16 protein-coding genes are annotated in these 23,159 nt (G+C 61.3%); 9 read left to right on the top strand and 7 right to left on the bottom strand.

What is annotated here, in order from left to right:
* The first annotated feature begins 35 nt into the window (after nt 1-35).
* The 5 genes from gmd to IPK70_16220 all read left to right on the top strand — a co-directional run bounded on the left by gmd (nt 36) and on the right by IPK70_16220 (nt 6,530).
* Nucleotides 36-1,160 carry a GDP-mannose 4,6-dehydratase gene (gene gmd / locus IPK70_16240; GenBank protein MBK8228713.1) on the top strand — a complete coding sequence of 375 codons (1,125 nt, stop codon included), beginning with the start codon at nt 36-38 and terminating at the stop codon, nt 1,158-1,160.
* Between the two features lie 65 nt (nt 1,161-1,225).
* On the top strand, nt 1,226-2,173 hold the full coding sequence (locus IPK70_16235; protein ID MBK8228712.1) for a GDP-L-fucose synthase: 948 nt from the start codon (nt 1,226-1,228) through the stop codon (nt 2,171-2,173).
* A 76-nt stretch (nt 2,174-2,249) separates the two neighbouring features.
* Nucleotides 2,250-3,815, top strand: a complete 1,566-nt coding sequence (locus tag IPK70_16230) for a hypothetical protein (GenBank protein ID MBK8228711.1) — start codon at nt 2,250-2,252, stop codon at nt 3,813-3,815.
* A gap of 7 nt (nt 3,816-3,822) precedes the next feature.
* A complete protein-coding gene (locus tag IPK70_16225) occupies nt 3,823-4,938 on the top strand; it encodes an undecaprenyl/decaprenyl-phosphate alpha-N-acetylglucosaminyl 1-phosphate transferase (GenBank protein ID MBK8228710.1) in 1,116 nt (371 codons plus the stop codon).
* Complete coding sequence (locus IPK70_16220) at nt 4,914-6,530, top strand: hypothetical protein (protein MBK8228709.1); 1,617 nt, start codon at nt 4,914-4,916, stop codon at nt 6,528-6,530. Before IPK70_16225 ends, IPK70_16220 begins: the two co-directional genes overlap by 25 nt.
* 3 nt (nt 6,531-6,533) lie before the next feature.
* On the opposite strand, the gene IPK70_16215 is transcribed toward IPK70_16220, so the two are convergent.
* Together IPK70_16215 and IPK70_16210 are read right to left on the bottom strand one after the other, a co-directional pair.
* Complete coding sequence (locus IPK70_16215; protein MBK8228708.1) at nt 6,534-7,235, bottom strand: lycopene cyclase domain-containing protein; 702 nt, start codon at nt 7,233-7,235, stop codon at nt 6,534-6,536.
* Between the two features lie 80 nt (nt 7,236-7,315).
* Entirely contained in the window at nt 7,316-9,148 is a 1,833-nt protein-coding gene (locus IPK70_16210; GenBank protein ID MBK8228707.1) for a T9SS type A sorting domain-containing protein, read from the bottom strand.
* 91 nt (nt 9,149-9,239) lie between these two features.
* Here IPK70_16210 and IPK70_16205 point away from each other — a divergent pair, with 91 nt between their 5' ends.
* Complete coding sequence (locus IPK70_16205) at nt 9,240-9,755, top strand: ATP-binding protein (protein MBK8228706.1); 516 nt, start codon at nt 9,240-9,242, stop codon at nt 9,753-9,755.
* 591 nt (nt 9,756-10,346) lie between these two features.
* On the opposite strand, the gene IPK70_16200 is transcribed toward IPK70_16205, so the two are convergent.
* The 3 genes from IPK70_16200 to IPK70_16190 all read right to left on the bottom strand — a co-directional run bounded on the left by IPK70_16200 (nt 10,347) and on the right by IPK70_16190 (nt 13,596).
* On the bottom strand, nt 10,347-11,537 hold the full coding sequence (locus tag IPK70_16200; protein ID MBK8228705.1) for a T9SS type A sorting domain-containing protein: 1,191 nt from the start codon (nt 11,535-11,537) through the stop codon (nt 10,347-10,349).
* A 189-nt stretch (nt 11,538-11,726) separates the two neighbouring features.
* Nucleotides 11,727-13,175: a Fe-S cluster assembly protein SufB gene (gene sufB, locus IPK70_16195; protein MBK8228704.1), complete on the bottom strand. Its 1,449-nt coding sequence runs from the start codon at nt 13,173-13,175 to the stop codon at nt 11,727-11,729.
* Nucleotides 13,176-13,269: 94 nt separating this feature from the next.
* Nucleotides 13,270-13,596, bottom strand: a complete 327-nt coding sequence (locus IPK70_16190) for an iron-sulfur cluster assembly accessory protein (protein ID MBK8228703.1) — start codon at nt 13,594-13,596, stop codon at nt 13,270-13,272.
* A gap of 431 nt (nt 13,597-14,027) precedes the next feature.
* Between IPK70_16190 and dinB the strand changes: the two genes are divergently transcribed.
* A complete protein-coding gene (dinB, locus tag IPK70_16185) occupies nt 14,028-15,254 on the top strand; it encodes a DNA polymerase IV (protein ID MBK8228702.1) in 1,227 nt (408 codons plus the stop codon).
* Here dinB and IPK70_16180 read toward each other — a convergent pair.
* Nucleotides 15,251-16,882, bottom strand: a complete 1,632-nt coding sequence (locus tag IPK70_16180; GenBank protein MBK8228701.1) for an SBBP repeat-containing protein — start codon at nt 16,880-16,882, stop codon at nt 15,251-15,253. The genes dinB and IPK70_16180 overlap by 4 nt on opposite strands.
* A gap of 35 nt (nt 16,883-16,917) precedes the next feature.
* On the bottom strand, nt 16,918-18,513 hold the full coding sequence (locus IPK70_16175; GenBank protein MBK8228700.1) for a hypothetical protein: 1,596 nt from the start codon (nt 18,511-18,513) through the stop codon (nt 16,918-16,920).
* A gap of 177 nt (nt 18,514-18,690) precedes the next feature.
* Here IPK70_16175 and IPK70_16170 point away from each other — a divergent pair, with 177 nt between their 5' ends.
* Both IPK70_16170 and IPK70_16165 read left to right on the top strand, forming a co-directional pair.
* On the top strand, nt 18,691-19,581 hold the full coding sequence (locus IPK70_16170) for an ABC transporter ATP-binding protein (protein MBK8228699.1): 891 nt from the start codon (nt 18,691-18,693) through the stop codon (nt 19,579-19,581).
* Nucleotides 19,578-23,159 (top strand): ABC transporter permease subunit, encoded by a 3,582-nt coding sequence (locus tag IPK70_16165; GenBank protein ID MBK8228698.1) that lies wholly within the window; start codon nt 19,578-19,580, stop codon nt 23,157-23,159. The genes IPK70_16170 and IPK70_16165 overlap by 4 nt, the downstream gene beginning before the upstream one ends.

Genomic DNA, 23,159 nt, shown 5'->3' with positions numbered 1-23,159 from the left:
ACCTAAACAGCGCTGCGGGCAGCAGCGCGCGCAACATGTCCAAGAAGAACGGATCATCGAAGAAGAACGGCAAGCGCAAAGTGGCGCTGATCACCGGCGTAACAGGCCAGGACGGCGCCTACCTCAGCGAGCTCCTGTTGAACAAGGGCTATGAGGTGCATGGCGTGAAGCGCCGCAGCTCGCTCTTCAACACGGACCGCATCGATCACCTGTACCACGACATGCACGAGAAGGGCCGTCCCTTCTACCTCCATTACGGCGACCTCACCGACAGCGTCAACTGCCTCCGTCTGGTGAAAGAGATCCAGCCGGATGAGATCTATAATCTCGCCGCCATGAGCCATGTGGCCGTGAGCTTCGAGATGCCTGAGTACACGGCTAACGCCGACGGCATCGGGACGTTGCGCTTCCTGGAGGCCATCCGCATCCTCGGCATGGAGAAGAAGACGCGTTTCTATCAGGCCAGCACCAGTGAACTGTATGGCGGCGTATTGCCGCGCGCTCAGAACGAAGAGACGCCCTTCTACCCGAAGAGCCCCTATGGCGTGGCCAAGCTCTACGGATTCTGGATCACCAAGAACTATCGCGAGAGCTACGGCATCTTCGCCTGCAACGGCATCCTCTTCAACCACGAAAGCCCCTTGCGCGGCGAGACCTTCGTGACCCGCAAGATCACGCGCGCCGTGGCCAAGATCAAGCTAGGCCTGCAACAGACCCTCTACCTCGGCAACCTCGACGCCAAGCGCGACTGGGGCCACGCCAAGGACTATGTGGAAGGCATGTGGCTGATGCTGCAGGCCGACAAACCCGATGACTTCGTGCTGGCCACCGGCAAGACCTACACCGTGCGCCATTTCATCGACCTGGCCTTCGCAGAGGTCGGCATCAAGCTCGATTGGAAAGGTAGGGGCGAGAAGGAGAAGGGCATCGATAAGAGGACCGGCAAGACGCTGGTGGCCATCGACAAGCGCTATTACCGCCCAGCTGAAGTGGATCACCTCGAGGGCGATCCTTCCAAGGCCAAGCGCGTGCTGGGCTGGAAGCACAAGTACGACCTGAAGGCCCTGGTGACCGAGATGGTGCAGAGCGACCTCGAGCTCTTCAAGCGCGACGTTTACCTGAAGAAGGGCGGACACAAGATCCTGCACGAGCAGGAATGATCGGAGATCATTCCTGCTCCATGCAGCGTCGAACCATTGGGTGGACTTCACCTTTGAATGCGATCATGAACAAGCAAGACAAGATCTACGTGGCTGGCCACCGCGGCATGGTGGGCTCGGCCATCGTGCGCCGCCTGCAGAAGGATGGCTTCAGCAACATCGTGGTGCGCACCAGCAAGGAGCTCGACCTGAAGGAGCAGCAGGCCGTGCGCGACTTCTTCGCGCAGGAGAAGCCCGACCATGTGGTGCTCGCCGCGGCGAAGGTGGGCGGCATCCACGCCAATAACGTCTATCGCGCGCAGTTCCTGTACGAGAACCTGATGATGGAGAGCAACGTCATCCATTCGGCCTACGAGAACGGGGTGAAGAAGCTGCTCTTCCTGGGCTCCTCGTGCATCTATCCGAAGATGGCCCCGCAGCCGCTGAAGGAGGAGAGCCTGCTGAGCGGCTTCCTCGAGCAGACCAACGAGCCCTACGCCATCGCCAAGATCGCGGGCATCAAGCTGGCTGAGAGCTACCGCCGCCAGTACGGCTGCAACTTCATCAGCGCCATGCCCACCAACCTCTATGGGCCCAACGACAATTACGACCTCAACAACAGCCATGTGCTGCCCGCGCTGATCCGAAAGTTCCATACGGCCAAGGTGAACGGCGCACCCAGCGTCGAGGTCTGGGGGACCGGTTCGCCGATGCGTGAATTCCTGCACGTCGACGACCTCGCCGACGCATGCTTCTTCCTCATGCAGAACTACGACGAAGAGATGTTCGTGAACATCGGTACCGGGGTCGACCTGACGATCAAGGAACTCGCGGAAATGATCAAGGGCATCGTGGGCTACGCCGGCGAACTGAAGTGGAACACCGAGAAGCCCGATGGCACGCCCCGCAAGCTCATGGATGTCTCCCGCCTGCACAACCTGGGCTGGAAGCACCGCATCGGCTTGCGCGAAGGAATCACGGCGGTTTACGCGGAGTTCGCGAAGAGCGAGCTGGCGAGGACGCAGGCGGGATAGCGGGGACCTGAGGCTCCTTGCCGCTGCAGGAGCGTGTTGCTACCGCGCTCCGGGCACATCGCTACTTTCGGCGGCCATGAGCCGCCGCTGCCTCTTCCTCTTCATGCTTGTGCACGGCACCCTGCTCCGCGCCCAGCAGAACGATGTGCCCTTGCAGCGCGATTTCTCCATCGACCTGGAGCGCAATGCAGCGAAGAAGGGGGCGCGCATCCACAGCGGCCTGAAGCCGATGATCGAGAGCCGGGCCGACCTCACCAACGTGCAGGGCTTCCGGAAGGACAGCACGCGCTACTATTACGTGCTCACCACCAAGCTCTTCCGCGACCGTTTGCTCACCGTGCGTGAAGGGGATGCGCTGCTGAGTGTCGATCCCATCCTTTCCCTCGAGTACGGAGCTGATGAGGGCGATGCCTCCGCCTATGCCGATACCAACCAGTACTATTTCAATACGCGGGGCTTCCTGGTTCGCGGTGACCTTGGGCCGAAGGTCTCCTTCTACACCATGTTCCACGAGAACCTGGGGCGCGTGCCGCAATACCTCTACCGCAAGACACTGGAAACGCTCGTGCTGCCCGGGCAGGGCCGCGTGAAACTGGTGGATGGCAACCGATTCGATTACGGCTGGAGCCAAGGCGTGCTCAGCTATAGCCCCAGCACATGGCTCAATGTGCAGGCCGGCCACGGCAAGCACTTCGTCGGCCACGGTTACCGCAGCGTGCTGCTCAGCGACAACGCCATCAACTCGCCCTTCCTGAAGTTCAGCCTGCTCAGCCGCAACAAGCGCTGGCAGTATACCTGGTGGTACTCCAAGCTCATGCATGGCGTCACCGAAGATGACCGCCTTGCAGGAGGCGCCAGCAGCGAGAACCTATTCCACTGGATGCGCGGCACCTTCCACCACCTCTCCATCGATCTGGGGCGCGTGCAACTCGGCCTATTCGAGGCCACGCTCTTCCGCAGCATCACCAATCGAGTGGAACCGATGGACCCGCTCGCGATCAATCCGGTCATCGGCCTGAACACCGCGGCCAAGGGATTCTCCGGCGCAGCGAATTGCCTTGTCGGCACCGACTTGCGCCTGAAGATAACCGACCGCGCATATGCGTACGGGCAATTCGCCACCGATGGCCCCGGCCGCTATGCGTGGCAGGCTGGTGCACGCGCCTTCGATGTGGGCGTGCGAGGGCTCCACCTGCAAGCCGAATACAACACCGCCTCGCCCTTCATGTACATGGGCGAGCGGCGCAGGGAAGCATACATGCATGCCGGTCAGCCATTGGCCAATCCGTTGGGCACCGCATACGGCGAAGCGGTGGGCATCGTGGAAATGAATTACAGGCGCTGGATGCTGCGCGGCCAGGTGAACTTGAGCACCTGGAAGCGCGACCCTGCGGACTCGCTGAACCTGGGCACCGACCTGGACAAGCCCGACATCGGCAGCCCAACCGAAGGCGAATCGCGCCTGTTCAGCATGACTTGGATCGACGCCAGCCTGCAATGGCTCGTGAACCCCAACACCAATGCGCGGCTGATGGGCGGAATCATGCGCCGCGACCTCCCCAGCGCTGCCGACATCGTGCAGAGCAGCTACTGGTACGTAGGGCTGCGCACCTTCCTCTTCAACCGCTATTACGACCTTTGACGACCGCGTGAACCCCCACCAGCAAATCCTGCTCTTCAGCGCGCTCACCGCATTCACGGTGGTCCTGCTCACCATGCCCTCACTGATCAAGGTGGCGCGCATGAAGCACTTGGTCGACGAGCCCGGCGAGAACCGCAAGCTTCATCAACGCAGCGTGCCCACCATCGGCGGCATCATCATCTTCGCCGCCATCATCTTCAGTTACGCCCTCTGGTTCCCGCGCGGAGAGGCCTTGGATACAACCGATGCGGGCTATCGCGAGCTCTATCGGCTGATGGGGGCCGCCTACGGCGATTTCAAGCACGTGATCGCGGCCATGGTCCTGCTCTTCTTCATCGGAGTGAAGGATGACATCATCGGCTTCTCACCCGTGAAGAAGCTATTCGGCCACATGATCGTCGGTTACATCCTGGTGGTCATGGCCGGGATCCGAATCAGCGATATGCATGGGGTGCTGGGCTTCTATGAGCTCCCTCCTTCGGTGAGCATCGCATTCTCCTTCTTCGTGTACGTGGTGGTGGTGAACGCCATGAACCTGATCGATGGCGTTGACGGCCTCGCGGGCGGCGTGGGGCTCATCGCCGCGCTCGCCTACGGCACCTGGCTCTACCTCGCCGGTGATGTGGCCTTGGCGCTCCTGGCCTTCGTGCTCGCCGGTGCGCTGGCTGCCTTCCTGGTCTTCAACATGCACCCGGCCCGTGTCTTCATGGGTGATAGCGGCTCGTTGATCATCGGTGCCATCCTGGCCGTATTGGCCATGAAGGTGGTGGACCACGATACCGCCAAGCTGCCTTTGAAGCTGCAGCAATTGCCTACACCCATCTTCGCCATGAGCGTGCTCGCCTACCCGCTGGTCGACACCTTGCGTGTCTTCGTGGTCCGCATGGCGCGGGGGAACTCGCCTTTCGCTGCGGACCGCAACCACATCCACCACCGGCTGCTCGCTCTCGGCTTGGGACATCGCGGCACCACGTTCTCCATATACCTGTACGCCTTGGCAATCATCGCCCTCAGCTTGGTGACGCGGAAGTGGCACCCGAACATCGGCCTGATGGTGCTCGGCGTCACCGCGCTGGCGCTGGCGCTTCTGCCCTTCGCATGGCCCAAGTCGAACAAGGGATGAGATGGAGCGCCGCGGCTCAAGCGATGCTGCTCGCATGCGCATGCACTGCGCAAGCAGGCTGGATGCCCGTTAGCCGTGAGGTGGAGCGGCCATTCGCTGCGGAGCTGGGCCGTTGGAAATCCGATGTGCATACCGGCATCCGGCCGTACCGCATAAAGGACCTCCGTGCCATCGATGCCAAGGACACGTTGCGCCCGCACGCCGCAATGCCTGCGCTGGACCGATGGGCCGGCGCTCGGAACGGCCGCCGATTCCGTTGGGGCCCCTTATTCGACCTGCAAGGCGGAATGGGCATGGATTCCGCGCAAGTGGCCACCCATCGCATCGGAGGCGGTGCCTGGATCGAAGGCGACATCGGGAAGCGCCTCACGCTTCATGCGAGCGGACAGCTTTGGAACGAACGCTACCCGCGCTACATGGACAGCCTCGCGCGCGCCACGCAGATGAGCGCCGGCGAAGGCTACGCGACTCAGGAAGGCAACGCATTCACCCATGGCGATTGGAACGCCTATGCAAGCTGGGACCCCGGCAAGTACTTCAACTTCACCCTCGGCCGCGGCAAGCACTTCATCGGCGAAGGGCACCGCTCGCTCTTCCTCAGCGATGAGGCCAGCGCCTACCCCTACCTGCGCATCACCACCTCGGTATGGCGCGCCAAGTACGTGAACCTGTTCACGATGATGAACGACATACGGGGCGCGCAGGGCGATCCGTCGCGCTTCCAGCGGAAGTACGCGAGCATGCACTACCTCAGCGTGAACGCATCGCGCCGCATCAACCTCGCGCTCTTCGAGGCCATCGTCTGGAGCCAGGGTGACAGCCTGTACCCGCGCGGCTTTGACGTGAATTACCTCAATCCCATCATCTTCTACCGGCCTGTGGAATTCGCGCAGGGGTCTCCGGACAATGCGCTGCTGGGCTTCTCCGCAAGCGTGAAAGCCGGCCATTTCACGCTGTTCTATGCGCAAGTGATGCTGGATGAGTTCCTCTTGCGCGAAGTGCGTGCCGGCGACGGTTGGTACGCGAACAAGCAGGCCCTGCAGGCGGGGGTGGTCGCACGGAATGCCTTCAAGGTGGATGGCCTCACGCTGCGCGGCGAATGGAACATGGTGCGTCCTTTCATGTACACGCACAGCGATACGCGGCAGAACTATGCGCACTTCGGCCAGCCGTTGGCCCATCCCTACGGCTCGAACTTCCAGGAAGCGCTAGGGCATATCGAATGGTCGCGCGGGCGCATGCTCTATGCGTTGCGGGGCAGCATGGCCTGGCTAGGCAGTGATTCCACCGAGAGCTGGGGCAACAACATCTTCCGACCCGAGAGCGACCGGCCGAACCTGCCGAACTACGGTTACCGCAACTACAATTACCGCATCGGCGAAGCGCTTGAGTACACCCTGTTCCAGGGCGAGTTGCGCGCGGGCTGGCTCATCGACCCGGCCAGCGCAACGCGCATCGAGGCCAGTTGGATCTCGAGGGCGCGAACACGTGAGGCTGGGTCGCCGGATTGGCAGCATGCCTTCCGCATCGGCATCAGCTGCTGGTTCCGTGAGCGCCATGCCGAGCAGGAGCCTCGCTATGTGCTCAATTGACGGTCACGCCCGATCACCATGCGCACGCTTGAGCGCGCGTTCATGAAAGGTGATCGTGAGCAGAAGGAAGAACAGCAGATAGACGCTGTCCTCCACAGGAATGGTGCCGAGGCGAATCCCGAGATTCTCGGCATCATCGTACCATACGATGGGTTCCGGCAATAGCCACCCTGTCAGGACGCCATTCACCAGGAAGAACGGGACAAGGCTCAACGCATAGCCGATGAAGAAGCGGCCCAAGTAGGCGCTGCGCAGCACCAGCGCATGGAGCGCGAGCATGGCAGCAGCGCTGATGAAGGTGATGGCCGTGTAGAACCGATCAAGGTTCAGCAGACCGATGATCAACAGCGCGATCGCCATCACAATGGCCAGCGGGCCGGCGATGCGGCCGAGGACATCCTTGCGCAAGGCATAGCGCATCACCTCATACAGGTACACGCAGGCATAGGGCACGCACACGAAGAAGAGCCATTCCTCGATCGGCAAGCCCAGGAAACGCACGCCGAGCGTGTACCGGTCGCTGAAGCCCCAAACGCCATGCGCGGTGAAGGCCGCATCCCATGCCACGAAAACGACCATCATCACACCGATCCCGGTGAACAGGCCGCGCCACTTGCGCCAATAGGCGATGCGCGGCTCGAAGCTGGCGGCCAACGGGAACGCGATGCTGAAGAGATCCAAGCCGAGGTAGTACCAGCGCTCCATGTGCCGCAAAGCAACACCCTACGGCCGGAAAAGTGCGGAGGCGGCGAAATGCGCCGCCTCCGCACCTGACAACCAATCGATCACTGCTTCACGAACCGCGCGGTCGCAGGTCCTTGGGCGGTCATGATCCGGACGGTGTACGCGCCGGAAGCGAGCGCCGCGGTACTCAGCACGACCGCATCATCCATGTGCGTGGCCTCGACGGGATGCTCACGACCTGCCGCATCGATGATGCCAACAGGTGCTTTGCCGACGCCCGGCAATCCGCTGATCCGCACATGCTCCCGCGCGGGGTTCGGCGATGCGAGGATCGCTTGACCCGCTCCCGCTGAAGGAATGCCGGTGCTCAGACCAAGCACAGCCAGATGAGGCAGCCAATTGGTGAAGGCGCCGCCGATCACGAGTTCCCCATCATGCACAACCGCTGCATGCACGGCGGCCTCAGGCACGGCGAGCTCAGCCACCGCATCAACCCCATCCCACCGGCCCACGTTGTATCCGAACAGCATCATGCTGCTCGAGATCCCGAATTCGCCCACGAAGTAGATGCTCCCCTCGTGATGCACGATGCGCTCGATGCGCTGGACTCCCAAGGTCGGGAACATGTAGTTCGTAAGGCTCGGCATCATCTGTTCCCATGAAGGGGCCCCTGCGGCCACACGCGCCATCCCGAAGACAGGCGCTATGTTCACGAACAGGTCACCCGCGGCATGCAGGACGCCATCCACGCTGAGCAGGTCGCGCACGGTAGCGTTCAGTCCGTCGGCGAGCTGGCTCCATTCATTGCCCTCCAGTTCTGCCACGTGCGATAAGGAAGGAAGCGGGTCATAAGCGAAGCCCGTGAACGCCCCAGCTGCTACCAAGCGGCCGGCGTGCGTATCGAGCGCGTGCACGGTGCCATTCAACGCGCTTCCTACCGGCTGCCATAGCCCGCTTTCCAATCGCGCCACATGGTCCGTGCTCCCGGCGAATCCGGAAATGGTGCCTGCTGCGTGCAACTCGCCGCTATGCACGTGCAGAGCGGTCACCACCGGATACTTGCCATCGAATACCGTCTGGAACGTCCAACTCGCGCCATCCCAACGCGCAAGATCGTTGGACCCATTCAGCATGGCTCCACCGATATAGATGTCGCCCTCGAACTCCACTGCGCAATTCACGGTGCCCTGAAGGCCATTGCCTAGTGCAACGAAGGTGGTCCCATTCCATACCGCAACGTGGTTCGCAGCGGTTCCGCCGGCATCGGTGAACGCGCCTGCAACCAGCAAGTGGCCATTCGCCAGGTTCTCCAGCACTGTGACGTCGCCATTCGCCCCGCCGCCAAAGGGCTGCCATGGCAATGACGGCGGATAGCCCGGTTGTATCCAAGCGAGCTCGTCGGCCGTGAAGCCGTGCGCGCTTGCCCATTCGGCAACAGGCGTCGCGAATCGCGGATCCGCGATGATCTCGTGCACATAGCCCAGATTGAAGCCGGCGCTAATGGCCTTTGCCAGGTCGCTGTGGCCGCTCTCGATCATGAGCCAGCCGACGGCGCATGCGGTGCTGAACGGATCGATGAAGACCGGATTGCGCTTCGCCATCACCAGGTTCTGCGGGAAGCGCCGGCCTTCTGCATATGCCGCTAAACGTTTGAGCAGATGCGCGCGATTGGCACGTTGACCATCCGTTAGGCTGATCGTGCTCCGCAACAGCAATCGCTCGCGAACCATCACGAGGTGCCGCTGGATACGCTCCGATTCATGCGCGAAGGCCGCGGTTGCAAATCCTCCATCTGGAGCGGGGTCCTGCTTTACCCACTGCGCATTCACCTCGCGGAGGTGCTCATTCAATGGTGCCGAGGCAAAGGGCGGCAGCGCGGCGCTGGCGGCCTGGCACACTGCGAAACAGAGAAACAGGGTAAAGGCGTTCTTCATGTGACTGGCTTTCGTTGACCCCATTGACAGCCGCCGCAGCACGGGCGCTGCCCGAGGGGTGATGGAAAGTTACTTCGCGTGACCAAACGCCATGACCAAGATCGCCATCGTAGGACCCGAGAGCAGCGGCAAGAGCACGCTCGCCCAAGAGCTGATGCTGCGCGCGCGTGCCTGGTACGTGAGCGAAGCAGCCAGGGAGTACATCGATGGACTGGACAGGCCGTACGAGGAGGCTGACCTGTTGGAGATCGCCCGCGCACAGGCCAGCAACGAAGCGATGATCAGCAGTCAATCCAAGGGTCTCATGGTGTGCGACACGGACCTGATCACCATCCGCATCTGGAGTGAGGAGAAGTTCGGCCGCTGCCACCCCTGGATCCTGGAGCAGAGCGAGAAGCGCCAGTACGACCACTGGCTGCTATGCAAGCCCGATATCCCTTGGGAGCCGGATCCACAGCGCGAGAACCCGCACGACCGCGACCGGCTGTTCGAGAAATACAAGGCCCTGCTCGACTGGCTGGAGAAGCCCTACACGATCATCAGCGGAAATCGGAATGCACGTGTGAAGACTGCTTTGGGCGTGGTGAAAACCGTGATGGCGCGCTGACTGGTGATTCCGGGCCGAGAGTCCTACATGGAGGCTGGTCAGAATAGGTAAGGCGGCGAATCAGCAACAAGGAATCATCCCACGCTGCCTTCCAACAGCCCTAATAAAACACTCCAACGTAGCAACGGTTCGAGCGTAGTCCTTAGCAAGCCTATTCCAGAAGGATACCTTCCTTGATAAAGCGCTCTTCGAGAATACTCAGATGCTCATCTCGTGCTTGATTCCGGCTTAGACCGATGATACACCAATCGTCGAGATTCAGACCTAACCTTGAGACCACCTGATAGAGGTGTGCTTCGACCGACTGTGCAGTCCTGCTGCTCGATTGAGTTGGCTCAACTAGAACAATTAGCATCTTCTTTCTTCGAGGGTGTATCATCAGATCGGTTATCACACCTCGAACTTGCTTTGTTGTTCTTGCCTCAAGCTCAACAACCCAATCGACCCCGAATACGGCGTCGGGAATCACTCGATGTACCTCGAATGACGGGACTCTCGTTTCGGCCTCAATGAACGAGAGCCGGTCCAGGTTCAAAGCACTCAGCAAGCCTTTGAGATATCCCTCGTGAGAGCAAGTGCTCGATTGGGCTGTCATTGCCTCACTAGCAACTGTTGAGAAGAGCCTTGGTCGGTGTTCACCCGTAGCGAATAGGTTCCCGAAGCCTCTTGGCTCAAGTCAACCACGTGAAGGGTCTTGCTGCCATTAGCCATGAACGTTCGGTTCATTACCTGCCTGCCACGACTATCGACAACTAACAGGGATACCATTCCTTGGAGTTCCAGTTCGAGATTGAACAGACCGTCTGCAGGATTGGGGAATACTCGTACTCCTTGAAGCTGTAGGTCATCATCGTTGAAGCCAATGCCAAGAGAAACGTTCGTGCAAAGGCCCGTAGAGTTTACGCAGCCGTTCACATCGACATAGGTATAGATGATAGTGTGCGTTCCGGGTCCGGCAACTGAGGGTGTGAATGTGGATTCGGAAACGCCTGGACCGATGAAGATTCCGCCCGAGGGTGTTCCAACGAGGGCTGCAGGTGGGTCCGATGTCAAGTACGAAGTATTCAAACCGCTCAAACTCGTCGCGGTCGGGGAAAGGCATGGACCTAGACCATTGAAGAGGCTGAAAATCTCTTGGGGTGAGAGCACACGGTCCCAAATCCCAATGTCATCGATGTCGCCGAGGAAGTTGGGATTGATACTCGGGTTGCAGTTGCTCTCTCCAACGAAGATTGGCAAAGCTGTGTTGACGAAAGATCCAGCCGGGAACGTGATGGTGCTTGCCAATTGTCCATCTACATACAATCGCAGTTCGCTTGCGGTAACATCTCTAACGGCGACAGCATGATGCCATGCACCGACGCTAGCGCTAACGCCTTGAATGAAGTAATCAGGTCCATTCATTCCATAACGCAAGCCGATCTCTCCGTTGTCTGACCAATAGATTGCCCAATCATTGGCGGCATTGCAGATGTCTCTATCCAGGAGATATCCGTCAGCCGTGTTGACCGGTTTCATCCAAAAGCTCAGAGAAACATCATTCACGATGCCGGTGTTGCCCGAAAGGCTGATGAACGAACTGGTACCATTGAACGAGTATGCCGCATTCGCTGCACCCACGCGATTGGTCGTGAGCACAGCGCCGTTGACTGTACCATTGTTTCCGTTGCCGCTCTCATCGTTAGCGTTTCCGTTGAACGGATACCAGCTCTGAAGGCCATTTGTCGGAACGTAAGCTGGAACTTGAGCACTGGCAGCGATGCTCAGAGAGGTGAAGGCCAAAGATAAAGGAGGCGCATGGACACCGGTGTTTGTTGTGGCAAGGTACTGCGCATCTTTGAAATGGTGGCGAACATCATTCGGGACGGTTGCGTGAGCGATTGAAGCGAATACCCCGCAGCGACGAAGGAGCGAGGAGTAGCAGCGAAAAGCGCGACCCCGAGGCTTTTGCGAGGGGGCACGCCCAAACTCCTATCCTACAGATCCTTCAAGGCTTACAGCCAACAGCTTCTGGGCTTCAACAGCGAACTCCATCGGTAACTGGTTCAACACCTCTTTACAGTATCCGTTGACGATCAACGACACGGCCTTCTCCGTTTCGATGCCCCGCTGGTTCAGGTAGAAGATCTGGTCCTCGCCGATCTTGCTCGTAGTGGCCTCATGCTCCACCATCGCGGTCGGGTTCTCGCTCTCGATGTAGGGGAAGGTGTGCGCGCCGCAGCGGTCGCCGAGCAGCAGTGAATCGCACTGGCTGAAGTTGCGCGCGCCCTTCGCGCCACGGCCGATCTTCACCAGGCCGCGGTAGCTGTTGTTGCTAAGGCCGGCGCTGATGCCCTTGCTCACGATGGTGCTCTTCGTGCCCTTGCCGATGTGCACCATCTTGGTGCCGGTGTCGGCCTGCTGCCGGTTGTTGGTCACCGCCACGCTGTAGAACTCGCCGATGCTGTTATCGCCCTTCAGCACGCAGCTGGGGTACTTCCAGGTGATGGCGCTGCCGGTCTCCACCTGCGTCCAGCTGATCTTGCTGCGCTCGCCCAGGCACAGGCCGCGCTTGGTGACGAAGTTGTAGATGCCGCCCTTACCCTCCTTGTCGCCGGGGTACCAGTTCTGGACGGTGCTGTACTTGATCTCGGCGTCCTTCAAGGCCACGAGTTCAACCACGGCGGCGTGCAGCTGGTGCTCGTCGCGGATGGGGGCGGTGCAGCCTTCGAGGTAGCTCACGTACGCGCCCTCGTCGGCGATCAGCAGCGTGCGCTCGAACTGGCCGGTCATGGCCTCGTTGATGCGGAAGTAGGTGCTGAGCTCCATGGGGCAGCGCACGCCCGGCGGGATGTAGCAGAAGCTGCCGTCGCTGAACACGGCGCTGTTGAGCGCGGCGAAGTAGTTGTCCGTGCGCGGCACTACGCTGCCGATGTACTTCTTCACCAGCTCGGGGTGCTCGTGCACGGCCTCGCTGAACGCGCAGAAGATGATGCCCTTCTCCTTCAGCGTCTCCTTAAAGGTGGTCTTCACGCTCACGCTGTCGAACACCACGTCCACCGCCACACCGGCCAAGCGCTTCTGCTCTTCCAGCGAGATGCCCAGCTTCTCGAAGGTCTTCACCAGCTCGGGATCGGCCTCGTCCAGGCTGTTGAGCGTGGGCTTCTTCTTGGGCGCGCTGTAGTAGTAGGCGTTCTGGTAGTCGATCTTGGGGTAGTGCACATGGGCCCATTCGGGCTCTTCCATCTTCTGCCACAAGCGGTAGGCTTCGAGCCGCCACTCCAGCATCCACTCGGGCTCGTTCTTCTTCGCGCTGATGAAGCGAACGATGTCCTCGTTCAGGCCTTTGGCGGACTTCTCGCTTTCGATGTCCGTGACGAAACCGTAGGCGTATTCCTTCTCGGTGACCTCGCGGAGGATGTCGTCGGTGTCTTGGGGCATGGCTCAAATACTGGCCGCAGAGGCGCAGAGGCGCTGAGGTTGCTTTCTGTGGCTGCGGTCAGATTTCATCTTGGTTCTCTCTGCAGCTATTTCCTCAGATGCTGAAGCTCTCCCCGCACCCGCAGGTCCGGTTGGCGTTGGGGTTCACGAATTGGAAGCCCTTGCCGTTGAGGCCGCCGCTGAAGTCGAGGGTGGTGCCGAGCAGGTAGAGCAGGCTCTTCTTGTCAACCACCACCTTGACGCCATTGTCCTCGAAGACCTTATCGCCGTCCTTCATCTCGTTGTCGAAGTCCAGGTCGTACATCAGGCCGGAGCAGCCGCCGCCCTTCACACCTACGCGCACAAAGTGGTCGGGGCCACGGCCCTCTTGCCCAAGGAGTTTGATGACTTCCGCCTTAGCGGGCTCGGAGACTTTGATCATGGGTGCCAATTGTTTAGAAACGGTCTAAACAGTGTTCTGAGGCAAAGGTAGGCGCTGGGCTTGCGATGGCGAAGGTGAACAGCGAGGCGGGCAAGAGGTTCGGGTGACGGAGCGCATGGCTTGACGCGCTACATTATTGGCCACAGGATCGACGGGATATGCGTCAGCCCGCCAGGGATGGGAGCGATAGCCTGCCGAAGGCGAAGCGCAGGTGCGATGCCGAATGAGGACGCGACCGGAGGAAGCGCCCGGAATGGCAACCGCACCCGCTGAGCCGAGGCAGCTGAAGCGGACAGCCCGCAGGCGGCCAGAACACACACATTGATCGAAGCACCTGTAGAGTCGACCCCGTCATCCCGGCCCTGAGCCGGGAGTGCCGACATGACCCGGCGCCGATCGGAGAATGAAGAATGCAAAATGAAGAATGCAGAATGAAGAACAGCGAACGAACCATCCTGCACCTCGACCTGAATACCTTCTTCGTTTCGGTGGAACGCATGCGCGAGCCGAAGCTGAACGGCAAGCCCGTGCTGATCGGCGCCGACAGCGACCGCGGCGTGGTGGCCAGTTGCAGCTACGAGGCGCGGGCTTATGGCGTGCGCAGCGCGATGCCGATGAAGATGGCCAAGCAGCTGTGCCCGGAGGCGATCATCCTGCGCGGCGATAGCGGCGCGTACCTGAAGAAGAGCGACGAGGTGACCGAGATCATCCGCGCGCATGTGCCGCTGTTCGAGAAGAGCAGCGTGGACGAGTTCTATGCGGACCTGAGCGGCACCGACAAGTTCCACGGCAGCCGCAAGCTGGCGGCGGAGCTGCGGCAACGCATCATCAAAGAGAGCGGCCTGCCGAACAGCTTCGGCATGAGCATCAACAAAACGGTGAGCAAGGTGGCCACCGGCGAGGCGAAGCACGGCCCGGGCGAATGGTACGTGGAGCGCGGCACGGAGAAGCCCTTCCTGGCACCGATGCCGATCGAGCGCATCCCCGGCGTGGGCGAGAAGACCGCGCACCTGCTGCGCAGCATGGGCGTGGCGAAGATCCACACCATGCAGGAGCTGCCGATCGACCTGATGCAACGCCTGCTGGGCGAGCATGGCCCCATGCTCTGGCGCAAGGCCAACGGGATCGATGACAGTCCAGTGATCGCGTGGCACGAGCGCAAGAGCATCAGCACGGAGCGCACCTTCGAGCGCGACACCATCGATGTGGTGAAGCTGAAGGGCATGCTCACCGCCATGGCCGAGAGCCTCGCCTTCCAACTGCGCAAGGGCAGCAAGCTCACCAGTTGCGTGGCGGTGAAGATCCGCTACGCCGATTTCAACACGCACCTGAAGCAGCAGCGCATCGGCTACACGGCCTGCGACCACATCATCCTGCCGATCGTTCAGGATCTCTTCCGCACGCTGTACGATCGGCGGCAGCGCATCCGTTTGATCGGCGTGCGCTTCTCGCACCTGGTTGGCGGCGGCCACCAGATGGATGCCTTCACGGATACCGAGGAGGCCATGAACCTCTACCAGGCGATGGACAGGATCCGCAAGCGCTTCGGCGACCGCACCGTGATGCGCGCGGCCGGCATGGGGGCGCGCAGCATCGGAAGGATGGACGACCCGTTCGATGGGCAGGCGCCGGTGCTGCTGGCGAACAGGAGGAGCTAGTCCTTCACGAACGCCTCGTTGAACATGCTGCCATCATCCAGCGCGGCACACAGGAAGTAAAGCCCAGGTGAAAGGTGCCGCACATCGATGTTGCCGCTCGCATCGTACTGCACCGGCACGATGCACCCGAACGAAGAGACGACCTGCATCCGCACGATCGGCCGCGCGGTGCGCAGCGTGATGCGATCACCCGCGGGCGAGGGGAACAAGAGGACCTCCGCATCGCGTTCGCTCCACGGCGCGGCGGTGACGATGTCCACAAGGGTGGTATCGGATAGCTGGATCATCATCGCGTCACCGTTCTGAACATCGTCTATGGTGCTGCCGCCGTAGGTGGCCGGCCCGAAGTAGTAGCCCCCCACATAGACCGGATTCGAGCCCGCGGTGCTGCGGTGCACGCACAGGCCGATGTCGCGCATGAAGCCGCCGCCTTGCTTCACCCACGAGATATCGCCCCAGTTGGTGACACGCGCCACGAGCAGGTCCTCGCTGCCGAGCGCGGTGAGCGGGGTGCCGAAGAAGTCGATGGTCTGCAGGAATTGCGCGCTCACATAGGCGTTGCCCAGGCCGTCCGCTGCCACGCCGTAGGCCACATCGTTCTGTGCGGAACCCGTGCTCATGGCCCAACGGAAGGTGCCCGCCGTATCCAGGCCCATGAGGAGGATGTCGTTGTTGGCGGAGACGGAGTTCAGCGTGTCATCGGGCAGGTACAGCGCGCCCCACATGCGGCCGCTCACGAACACGTTGCCCAGCGTATCGGCAGCGATGCCCATGCCTTCATGCTCGCCGGAACCATAGGCCCTCGCCCAAAGGGCGTCGCCATCAAGGTCACAGGCGAGCACGTAGAGCTTGGAAGCGATGGCATCCGTGGTGATGGCGAGCCCATCGAAAGCGGCGGCCGTGAAGCTGAGCCACCCCGTGATGTACAGGCGGTCGTTCGCGATGCTGATGGCACGGGCCGATTTCCCCTGGCCGTTGCCGGTGCTCGCCTTCGCCCATTGCACCGTGCCTGTGCTGTCGTAGCGCGCCAAGATGATCTGCCGCCAATTGCTCGCGTTCGGGATGCTGATCGCATCGAAGTTGATGGTGGCGCCACCGCTGACTCCCGTGATGAATACGCCGCCGTCATCGGAGACCGCTACGCCGCGGGCCTCATCGTTCGACCCGCTGCTGCCGGCCCTGTGCGCCCAAAGGCAGTTGCCATCCGCATCGTAGCGCGCCAGGAAGATGTCGTCGCCGCCCAGGCTGTTCAGCATGATGCCGTTGCCGAAGTCGGCATTGCCGTCGTAGCTGCCGGTGACGTAGATCCGATCCTGGGCGTCAATGGCGATGCCATAGGCCCACGCGTCGTTGAAGCCGACCGTGATGCCGCGCACCCATTGGCACACGCCCGTGCTGTCGTACTTCGCGAGCGCCCCGGCGATGGTCGTTCCGGATGCCAGTGAGCCGCAGCCGAAATCGGCGGTTCCGCTCACGCTTCCAGCCCAATAGGCATTGCCTTGGCTGTCCGTGGCGATGCCGAAGCAAAAGTCGGTGTTGCCGCCGCCGCCAGCATCGACGGCCCAGTTCCATTGCTGCGCGAACAATGGCAAGTGCAAGAAGAGGAATGGGATCAGGATCCTTCGCATCCGGCAAAAATGGTTCAATGCCGTGCGTCCAGCGTTCATTCCACCATGAACCTCAACAGCGCGCCTTCGCTTCCGCGGAGCAGGTACAGGCCCGGGGCGAATCCGCTCACATCCATCGCATTCACTCCGGCCAGGAGCTTCAGCGACCGTACGTGCAGTCCAGCGGCATTGATCACGTTGCCGGCTTGTGGTTCCGCTGCCTGGATCGTGAGCGTGCCGCGCACTGGATTCGGCCACGCGCTCAAATGAGCTTCGGAGTCCAGCTCGCCAAGGTCGGTGCTCAGGTCTCCGATGCGCCCGACCATGGCCGCCTGCTGTCCGCCGGCATTCACGGTGTGCGCGCCATACGTAAGCGTCCCATTGGTGTGCCCCGCGAAGTGCAGCGCATCGGTCTCGGCTAGCGCGGTGATCGCTTGTGACTCCTGAAAGGGCCCAGGCGTGCTGGTTGCGGCCCATTGGGGAATGCCATCCTGCGCGAAGGCGACGACGCTCATGGTCTGCGCGCCAAGGGTGAGCCCATTGCTCACCACGCCATTGCCCCAATCCACCATGCCGCGCAGGGTGCCGAAGAAGTAGGGGTTGTCGCTCGCATCGACCGCGACGCAAGGGCCCTTGGCCCGGTGCATATCACCGATGATCGCGCCTCCCGACGGTGCGCTTTGCAAGCCCCACAGGAATTGCCCGGTGCTATCGAGCTTGGCGAGGAAGACGTCGTACACCCAATTCGGTCCTCCGAAGACTATGCCACCCCAATCGGTGCCTTGCAGGAAGAGGTCACCCGCGAGGTAGGCATGCCCATCGGTCGTGGCCACGACGGTCGGATTCGTGAAGGTGACATCATCCGCGAACTCGGCGAAGCCCGCCGTACCGTCCGGCTTGTACCGTAGCACGAACATGTTATAGCCCTCACCGCTCTCTACGGAGAAATCCTGCCCACCGAACGTGAGCATGCCATTCTCACAGGAACCGCTCACGTAAAGGCCGCCCCAGGGATCGAAGCTGATGGTGCCGAAGCGCCGGATCCCGCTGATGTCACGCACCTCCGCATCGTTGCCCGATGCATCCACGCGCACCACGCGGCCATCGAAGAAGTCCTGCATGATGAACCAGAGGCTGCCGTCGGGATCAATGGCCAATGAAGGGACATCCGCAGCTTCAGGGTAATAGATGGAGAGGTTGCGCATCCAGAGCGCCGAACCGCTCGTGAGGTCCCAGGCCAGTAGGAAGTGATTCTCGGTGAGCGGATCGCCGCCGATCCCCGCCAATTGCGATCCATCGCAGAACTCGAGCGCATCACCCATGAAGCGGCCCGTGAAAAAGGCGATGCCCGCCGCGTCAACGGCTGCAGCGCCCACGGAGGCCGAATCGCCGAGGAGGCATGACAGGAGCACACCACCGGTCACGGGGTCGAGCGCATCCAGCGCCACTTCGCCGTATAGGGTTTGACCAAAGATCAGCGAGTTGCTCACCGTGCGCATGCCCACCAGCCGGCCTGGCGCCGATGCGAGGGCTTGGTCCGGCATGGCTGGATTCAGGCTGAAGGCCATCGGTGCGGACGTGAGCCAATCGACTTGCTGGGCATGGAGCAGAGCCGCCGAAAACAGGGCGAAGAAGAGTATGGCGTTTCTCATGAGCATGGGTTGTACCTGAAGACACGCTTGCTATGGTTCACGTTGCCTTATTCCAAGGCCCCTCTGCGACTCCCGTGTGCGACCATCATCCTTGCCATTCGACCGCTCATGTGATCCGGGGATGATTCCCAAGTTGAATGTCAAGCTTCGCCATTCACCTAGCGACACCCTCGTACCATGGAACTCACCATCACTGGCCTCAGCAAGACTTACGGCAATGGCGTGAAGGCGCTGGACAATGTCAGCCTCACCATCCCGACTGGCATGTTCGGCCTCTTGGGGCCCAACGGCGCGGGGAAAAGCACCTTGATGCGCATCCTGGCGACCTTGCAGGAAGCGGATAGCGGAAGCGCGATGCTGGGGGGCATCGATGTGCTCGAACAGAAGGATGAGGTGCGCAAGGTGCTCGGCTATCTCCCGCAGGAATTCGGGGTGTACCCGCGCGTGAACGCCTACGAGATGCTTGATCATATCGCCCTGCTGAAGGGCGTGGTGAACAAGGGCGAACGGAGATCGCTCGTGGAATCGCTGCTGCACAAGGTGAACCTGTGGGAGCACCGGAAGCGTCGCTTGAGCGGGTACAGCGGTGGCATGAAGCAGCGCTTCGGCATCGCGCAGTCCTTGATCGGTGAGCCCAAGCTCATCATCGTGGACGAGCCCACGGCGGGCCTGGATCCCGGCGAGCGCAACCGCTTCTACAACCTGCTCACGGAGATCGGCGAGAACGTGGTGGTGATCCTCAGCACGCACATCGTTCAGGATGTGCGGGAGCTCTGCTCGAGCATGGCCATCATCAACCGGGGCAAGCTGCTGTTCGCGGGCCCGCCCGACGAATCGCTGCGCGCGATCAAGGGCCGCGTTTGGGAGAAGACCATCACCAAAGCCGAGCTGGACGGTTTCGCTGCAGGCGGCAGCATGATCAGCAACAAGCTGATCGCGGGCAAGCCGGTGATCCGCCTTCTGAATGACGCCATGCCCGCCGAAGGTTTCGCACCTGCGGAGCCGGGTCTCGAGGATGTGTTCTTCAGCGCGATCCACAAGAGCAACCTCGAAGCCGCCGCACGATGATCCTCCGTATGTTCCTCTTCGAGGTGCGCTATTGGCTCAGGCAGCCCATGGTCTACATCTTCCTGCTGGTGAACGCGCTGCTCACCTTCGGCGCCACCAGTTCCGATGCCGTGCAGATCGGCGGAGGCGTGGGCAATGTGCTGAAGAACGCCCCCTACGTCACCTACACGTTCTATGGCATCCTCTCCTTCCTCGCGCTGCTCATGGTCACGGCCTTCGTGAACGGAACCGCCATCCGCGACTTCGCGAGCAACACAGCCCAGATCGTCTTCTCCACGCCGGTGAGCAAGGCAGCCTATCTCATCGGCAAGTTCATGGGCAGCGCCTTCGTGGCTTCGCTGCCGTTGATCGGCGTCTCGCTCGGCATCGTGCTGGGAAGCGTCATGCCGTGGGTCGATCCCTTGCGCATGGGGCCCAATCCGCTCTTCGCGCACGCGCAAGGCTTCTTGGTGATGGGTCTGCCGAACGTGCTCTTTTCGGCCGCCATCATCTTCGCCGTGGCCGTGCTGCAGCGAAGCACCATGGCCTCCTTCGTAACGGCCATCGTGCTCTTCGTGGGTTATTCCATCGCGAGCAGCCTGATGGAGGACATGGAGAACCAGAACGTGGCCGCCATGCTGGATCCCTTCGGCACCACTGCCCTCAGCGAGATGACCCAGTACTGGACCGTGGACCAGAAGAACACCGCGGGGATCCCGTTCCATGGCCTGCTGCTCTGGAACCGCATCGTGTGGATCGCCGTGTCTATAGGGGTGTTCGCCCTCGGCTACTGGCGCTTCTCGTTCACGGACCGCAAGCAGAAAGCGGCCATGCTCCAGCCGGAGGCTGCGCCAGCGCGCTCAGCCGCAACCGTACCGCTGCCCACGGTGCGCTTGTCGCACACGGGATCCGCGCGGCGTGCCCAGTTCCGCGCGCTCTTCTGGACCGACCTGAAAGGGATCCTGCGCAGCACGCCCTTCATCATCATCATGATCCTCGGGGTGTTCCAGCTGATCGCGTCGCTGAGCCTGGTCACGAGCATGTACGGCAACACGACCTATCCGGTCACCTACGCCGTGATCGATATGATCCAGGGCTCGCTCTTCATCTACCTGATCATCATCGTCACCTTCTACTCGGGTCAACTGATCTGGAAGGAGCGCGACCCGCGCATCGATGGCATCGTGAACGCCCTGCCCATGGCCACGCGCACTCCGCTGCTGGCCAAACTGCTGGCGATGATGGGCGTGGTGCTCGTGGTGCTGCTCTTCGCCGTGGCGGCCGGCATGGTCACGCAGCTGGTGCACGGATACACACGACTGCAGCCGATGGTGTACCTGACCTACTACATCATCCCGGCCTTGCTCGGCTTCGCCTTCTTCACCGCGCTGGCCATGCTCGTTCACGTGCTGGTGAACAACAAGTACCTCGGCTTCTTTCTGTTCATCCTCATCGTGGTGCTCAACATCTTCGCTTGGACCATCGCTGACGTGGAAAGCAACCTGGTGGTGCTGAACGGAAGTCCGGGGCTGCGCTACTCGGATATGAATGGCGTGGCACCCTTCCTGCGGAATTGGCTCTTCTTCAAGGGCTATTGGCTTGTCTTCGCGGCGCTGCTCGTGCTGGCGGCCTACCTCTTCGTCGTACGCGGCAACGACACGTCATGGTCCTTGAGGTGGCGCACGGCCAAGGCGCGCTTGAGCGGTGCCAAGCCGCTCGCCCTAGTGCTGACGGTCGCTTGGATCACCCTGGCGGGTTTCGGATACTACCAGACCAAGGTGGTGAACGAATACACCACGGAGGACGAGCAGGAGGAGCTCCTGGTGGATTACGAGAAGACATACAAGCGTTACGCGTCGATGCCGCAGCCGCATTTCACCGATGTGGCCTACACCATCGACCTGTATCCGGAGGCCCGCGCGATCGAATACGGCATCGAGGCCGTGCTGCGGAACAAGAGCGCGCTGCCCATGGATACCGTATGGTTCAGCATGCCGGATGGAATGAAGGCGGAAATGACGGTGCCGGGTGGGACCGTTGTCCTCGATGACACGGAATTGGACCAGCGCATGTACAGGCTCAGTCCTCCGCTCGCTCCTGGGGCGGAACTCCGGTTCAAGGTGAAGGGCAGCTGGCGCAGGAAGGGCATCCAGAACGCGACGGACCGCACCACGATCGTTCAGAACGGCAGCTTCTTCAACAATATGGAGCTGCTGCCCACGCTGGGCTACAACGAAGGCGCCGAGCTCACCGACAAGGCTGATCGCCGAAAGCATGGCCTGCCTCCGAACGAACGCATGCCCGGGCTTACGGATGACCCCGCCCTGCGCATGCACAATTACCTGATGAAGCACAGCGATTGGGTGACCGTGCGCACGACCATCAGCACCGCGCCGGACCAGATCGCCATCGCGCCCGGCTCCTTGAAGAAGGAATGGCTGGCGGGGGGCAGGCGATTCTTCACTTACGAGCTGGACCATCCGGCACTGAACTTCTATGCCTTCATGAGCGCGCGCTATGAAGTGGCCCGCGAGAAATGGAATGATGTGGACCTGGAGGTATACTACCAGAAGGAGCACGCTGTGAACGTTCCGCGCATGCTCAACTCCATGCGCAAGTCGCTGGAGTACTACACCGCGCACTTCGGGCCGTACCGGCACAAGCAGGCGCGCATCATCGAGTTCCCGCGCTACGCCTCGTTCGCGCAGGCCTTCCCCGGCACGATGCCGTACAGCGAGAGCATCGGCTTCATCACCGACCTCACGGCCGATGAGGACATCGACATGGTGTTCTATGTGGTGGCGCACGAGATGGGGCACCAATGGTGGGCCCACCAGGTGATCGGTGCGGACATGCAGGGCAGCACCCTGTTGAGCGAGAGCATGGCACAATACAGCGCGCTCATGGTTATGGAGCGTGAATACGGCCGCGCGCACATGCGCAAGTTCCTCAAGTACGAGAGCGACAAGTACCTGGAGGCGCGTGGCAGCGAGTCCATCGGCGAACGGCCGCTCCTGCAGGTGGAGAACCAGGGCTACATCCACTACAACAAGGCGAGCGTGATCCTCTACTGCCTGCGCGACTTCGTGGGCGAGGACAGCTTGAACCAGGCCTTCCGCGCACTAGTGGACACCTTCGGTTACGCAGAGCCGCCCTGGCCCACCGCGCTGGACCTGTACCGCGAGCTGGAGCGCGTGGTGCCGGATAGCCTTGACTACCTGCTCGAGGACGGCTTGAAGCACATCACCGTCTACGACAACAGCTTGACCAGCGCACGCGCAGTGATGAACACGGACAGCTCATGGACCGTGGAGATTGAGGTGAATGGACGGAAGGTGCGTGCTGATTCGCTCGGTCGGGAGACGGAGGTGCCCATGCATGACTGGATCGACATCGCAGTGGAACCCAAGCCGGTTCTTGGAGAGGAAGCCGATAAGTCACGGAACGACGAGCCATTGGCGCAGCGCCGCGAGCGGATACGGACCGGAGCGAACCGGTTCTCCTTCACGGTGCCGGAGCGTCCGCAAGCCGTGGTGATCGACCGGGACCACTTGTTCTTCGACAGCCGACCGGACGACAACACCAAGCGGGTGGAATAG

It is taken from the genome of Flavobacteriales bacterium, from assembly GCA_016712535.1.
Taxonomy (GTDB): Bacteria; Bacteroidota; Bacteroidia; order Flavobacteriales_F; family PHOS-HE28; genus PHOS-HE28.
Note: the sequence above shows the minus strand (reverse complement) of the source record. Positions and strands in the feature narration are given on the sequence as shown.

Excerpts from the sequence above, each read along its gene's own strand:
- gmd (MBK8228713.1), top strand. The coding sequence starts at position 36 with ATGTCCAAGAAGAACGGATCATCGAAGAAGAACGGCAAGCGCAAAGTG.
- IPK70_16235 (MBK8228712.1), top strand. The coding sequence starts at position 1,226 with ATGAACAAGCAAGACAAGATCTACGTGGCTGGCCACCGCGGCATGGTG.
- IPK70_16230 (MBK8228711.1), top strand. The coding sequence starts at position 2,250 with ATGAGCCGCCGCTGCCTCTTCCTCTTCATGCTTGTGCACGGCACCCTG.
- IPK70_16220 (MBK8228709.1), top strand. The coding sequence starts at position 4,914 with ATGGCCCAAGTCGAACAAGGGATGAGATGGAGCGCCGCGGCTCAAGCG.
- IPK70_16215 (MBK8228708.1), bottom strand. The coding sequence starts at position 7,235 with ATGGAGCGCTGGTACTACCTCGGCTTGGATCTCTTCAGCATCGCGTTC.
- IPK70_16210 (MBK8228707.1), bottom strand. The coding sequence starts at position 9,148 with ATGAAGAACGCCTTTACCCTGTTTCTCTGTTTCGCAGTGTGCCAGGCC.
- IPK70_16205 (MBK8228706.1), top strand. The coding sequence starts at position 9,240 with ATGACCAAGATCGCCATCGTAGGACCCGAGAGCAGCGGCAAGAGCACG.
- sufB (MBK8228704.1), bottom strand. The coding sequence starts at position 13,175 with ATGCCCCAAGACACCGACGACATCCTCCGCGAGGTCACCGAGAAGGAA.
- IPK70_16190 (MBK8228703.1), bottom strand. The coding sequence starts at position 13,596 with ATGATCAAAGTCTCCGAGCCCGCTAAGGCGGAAGTCATCAAACTCCTT.
- dinB (MBK8228702.1), top strand. The coding sequence starts at position 14,028 with ATGAAGAACAGCGAACGAACCATCCTGCACCTCGACCTGAATACCTTC.
- IPK70_16180 (MBK8228701.1), bottom strand. The coding sequence starts at position 16,882 with ATGCGAAGGATCCTGATCCCATTCCTCTTCTTGCACTTGCCATTGTTC.
- IPK70_16175 (MBK8228700.1), bottom strand. The coding sequence starts at position 18,513 with ATGAGAAACGCCATACTCTTCTTCGCCCTGTTTTCGGCGGCTCTGCTC.
- IPK70_16170 (MBK8228699.1), top strand. The coding sequence starts at position 18,691 with ATGGAACTCACCATCACTGGCCTCAGCAAGACTTACGGCAATGGCGTG.
- IPK70_16165 (MBK8228698.1), top strand. The coding sequence starts at position 19,578 with ATGATCCTCCGTATGTTCCTCTTCGAGGTGCGCTATTGGCTCAGGCAG.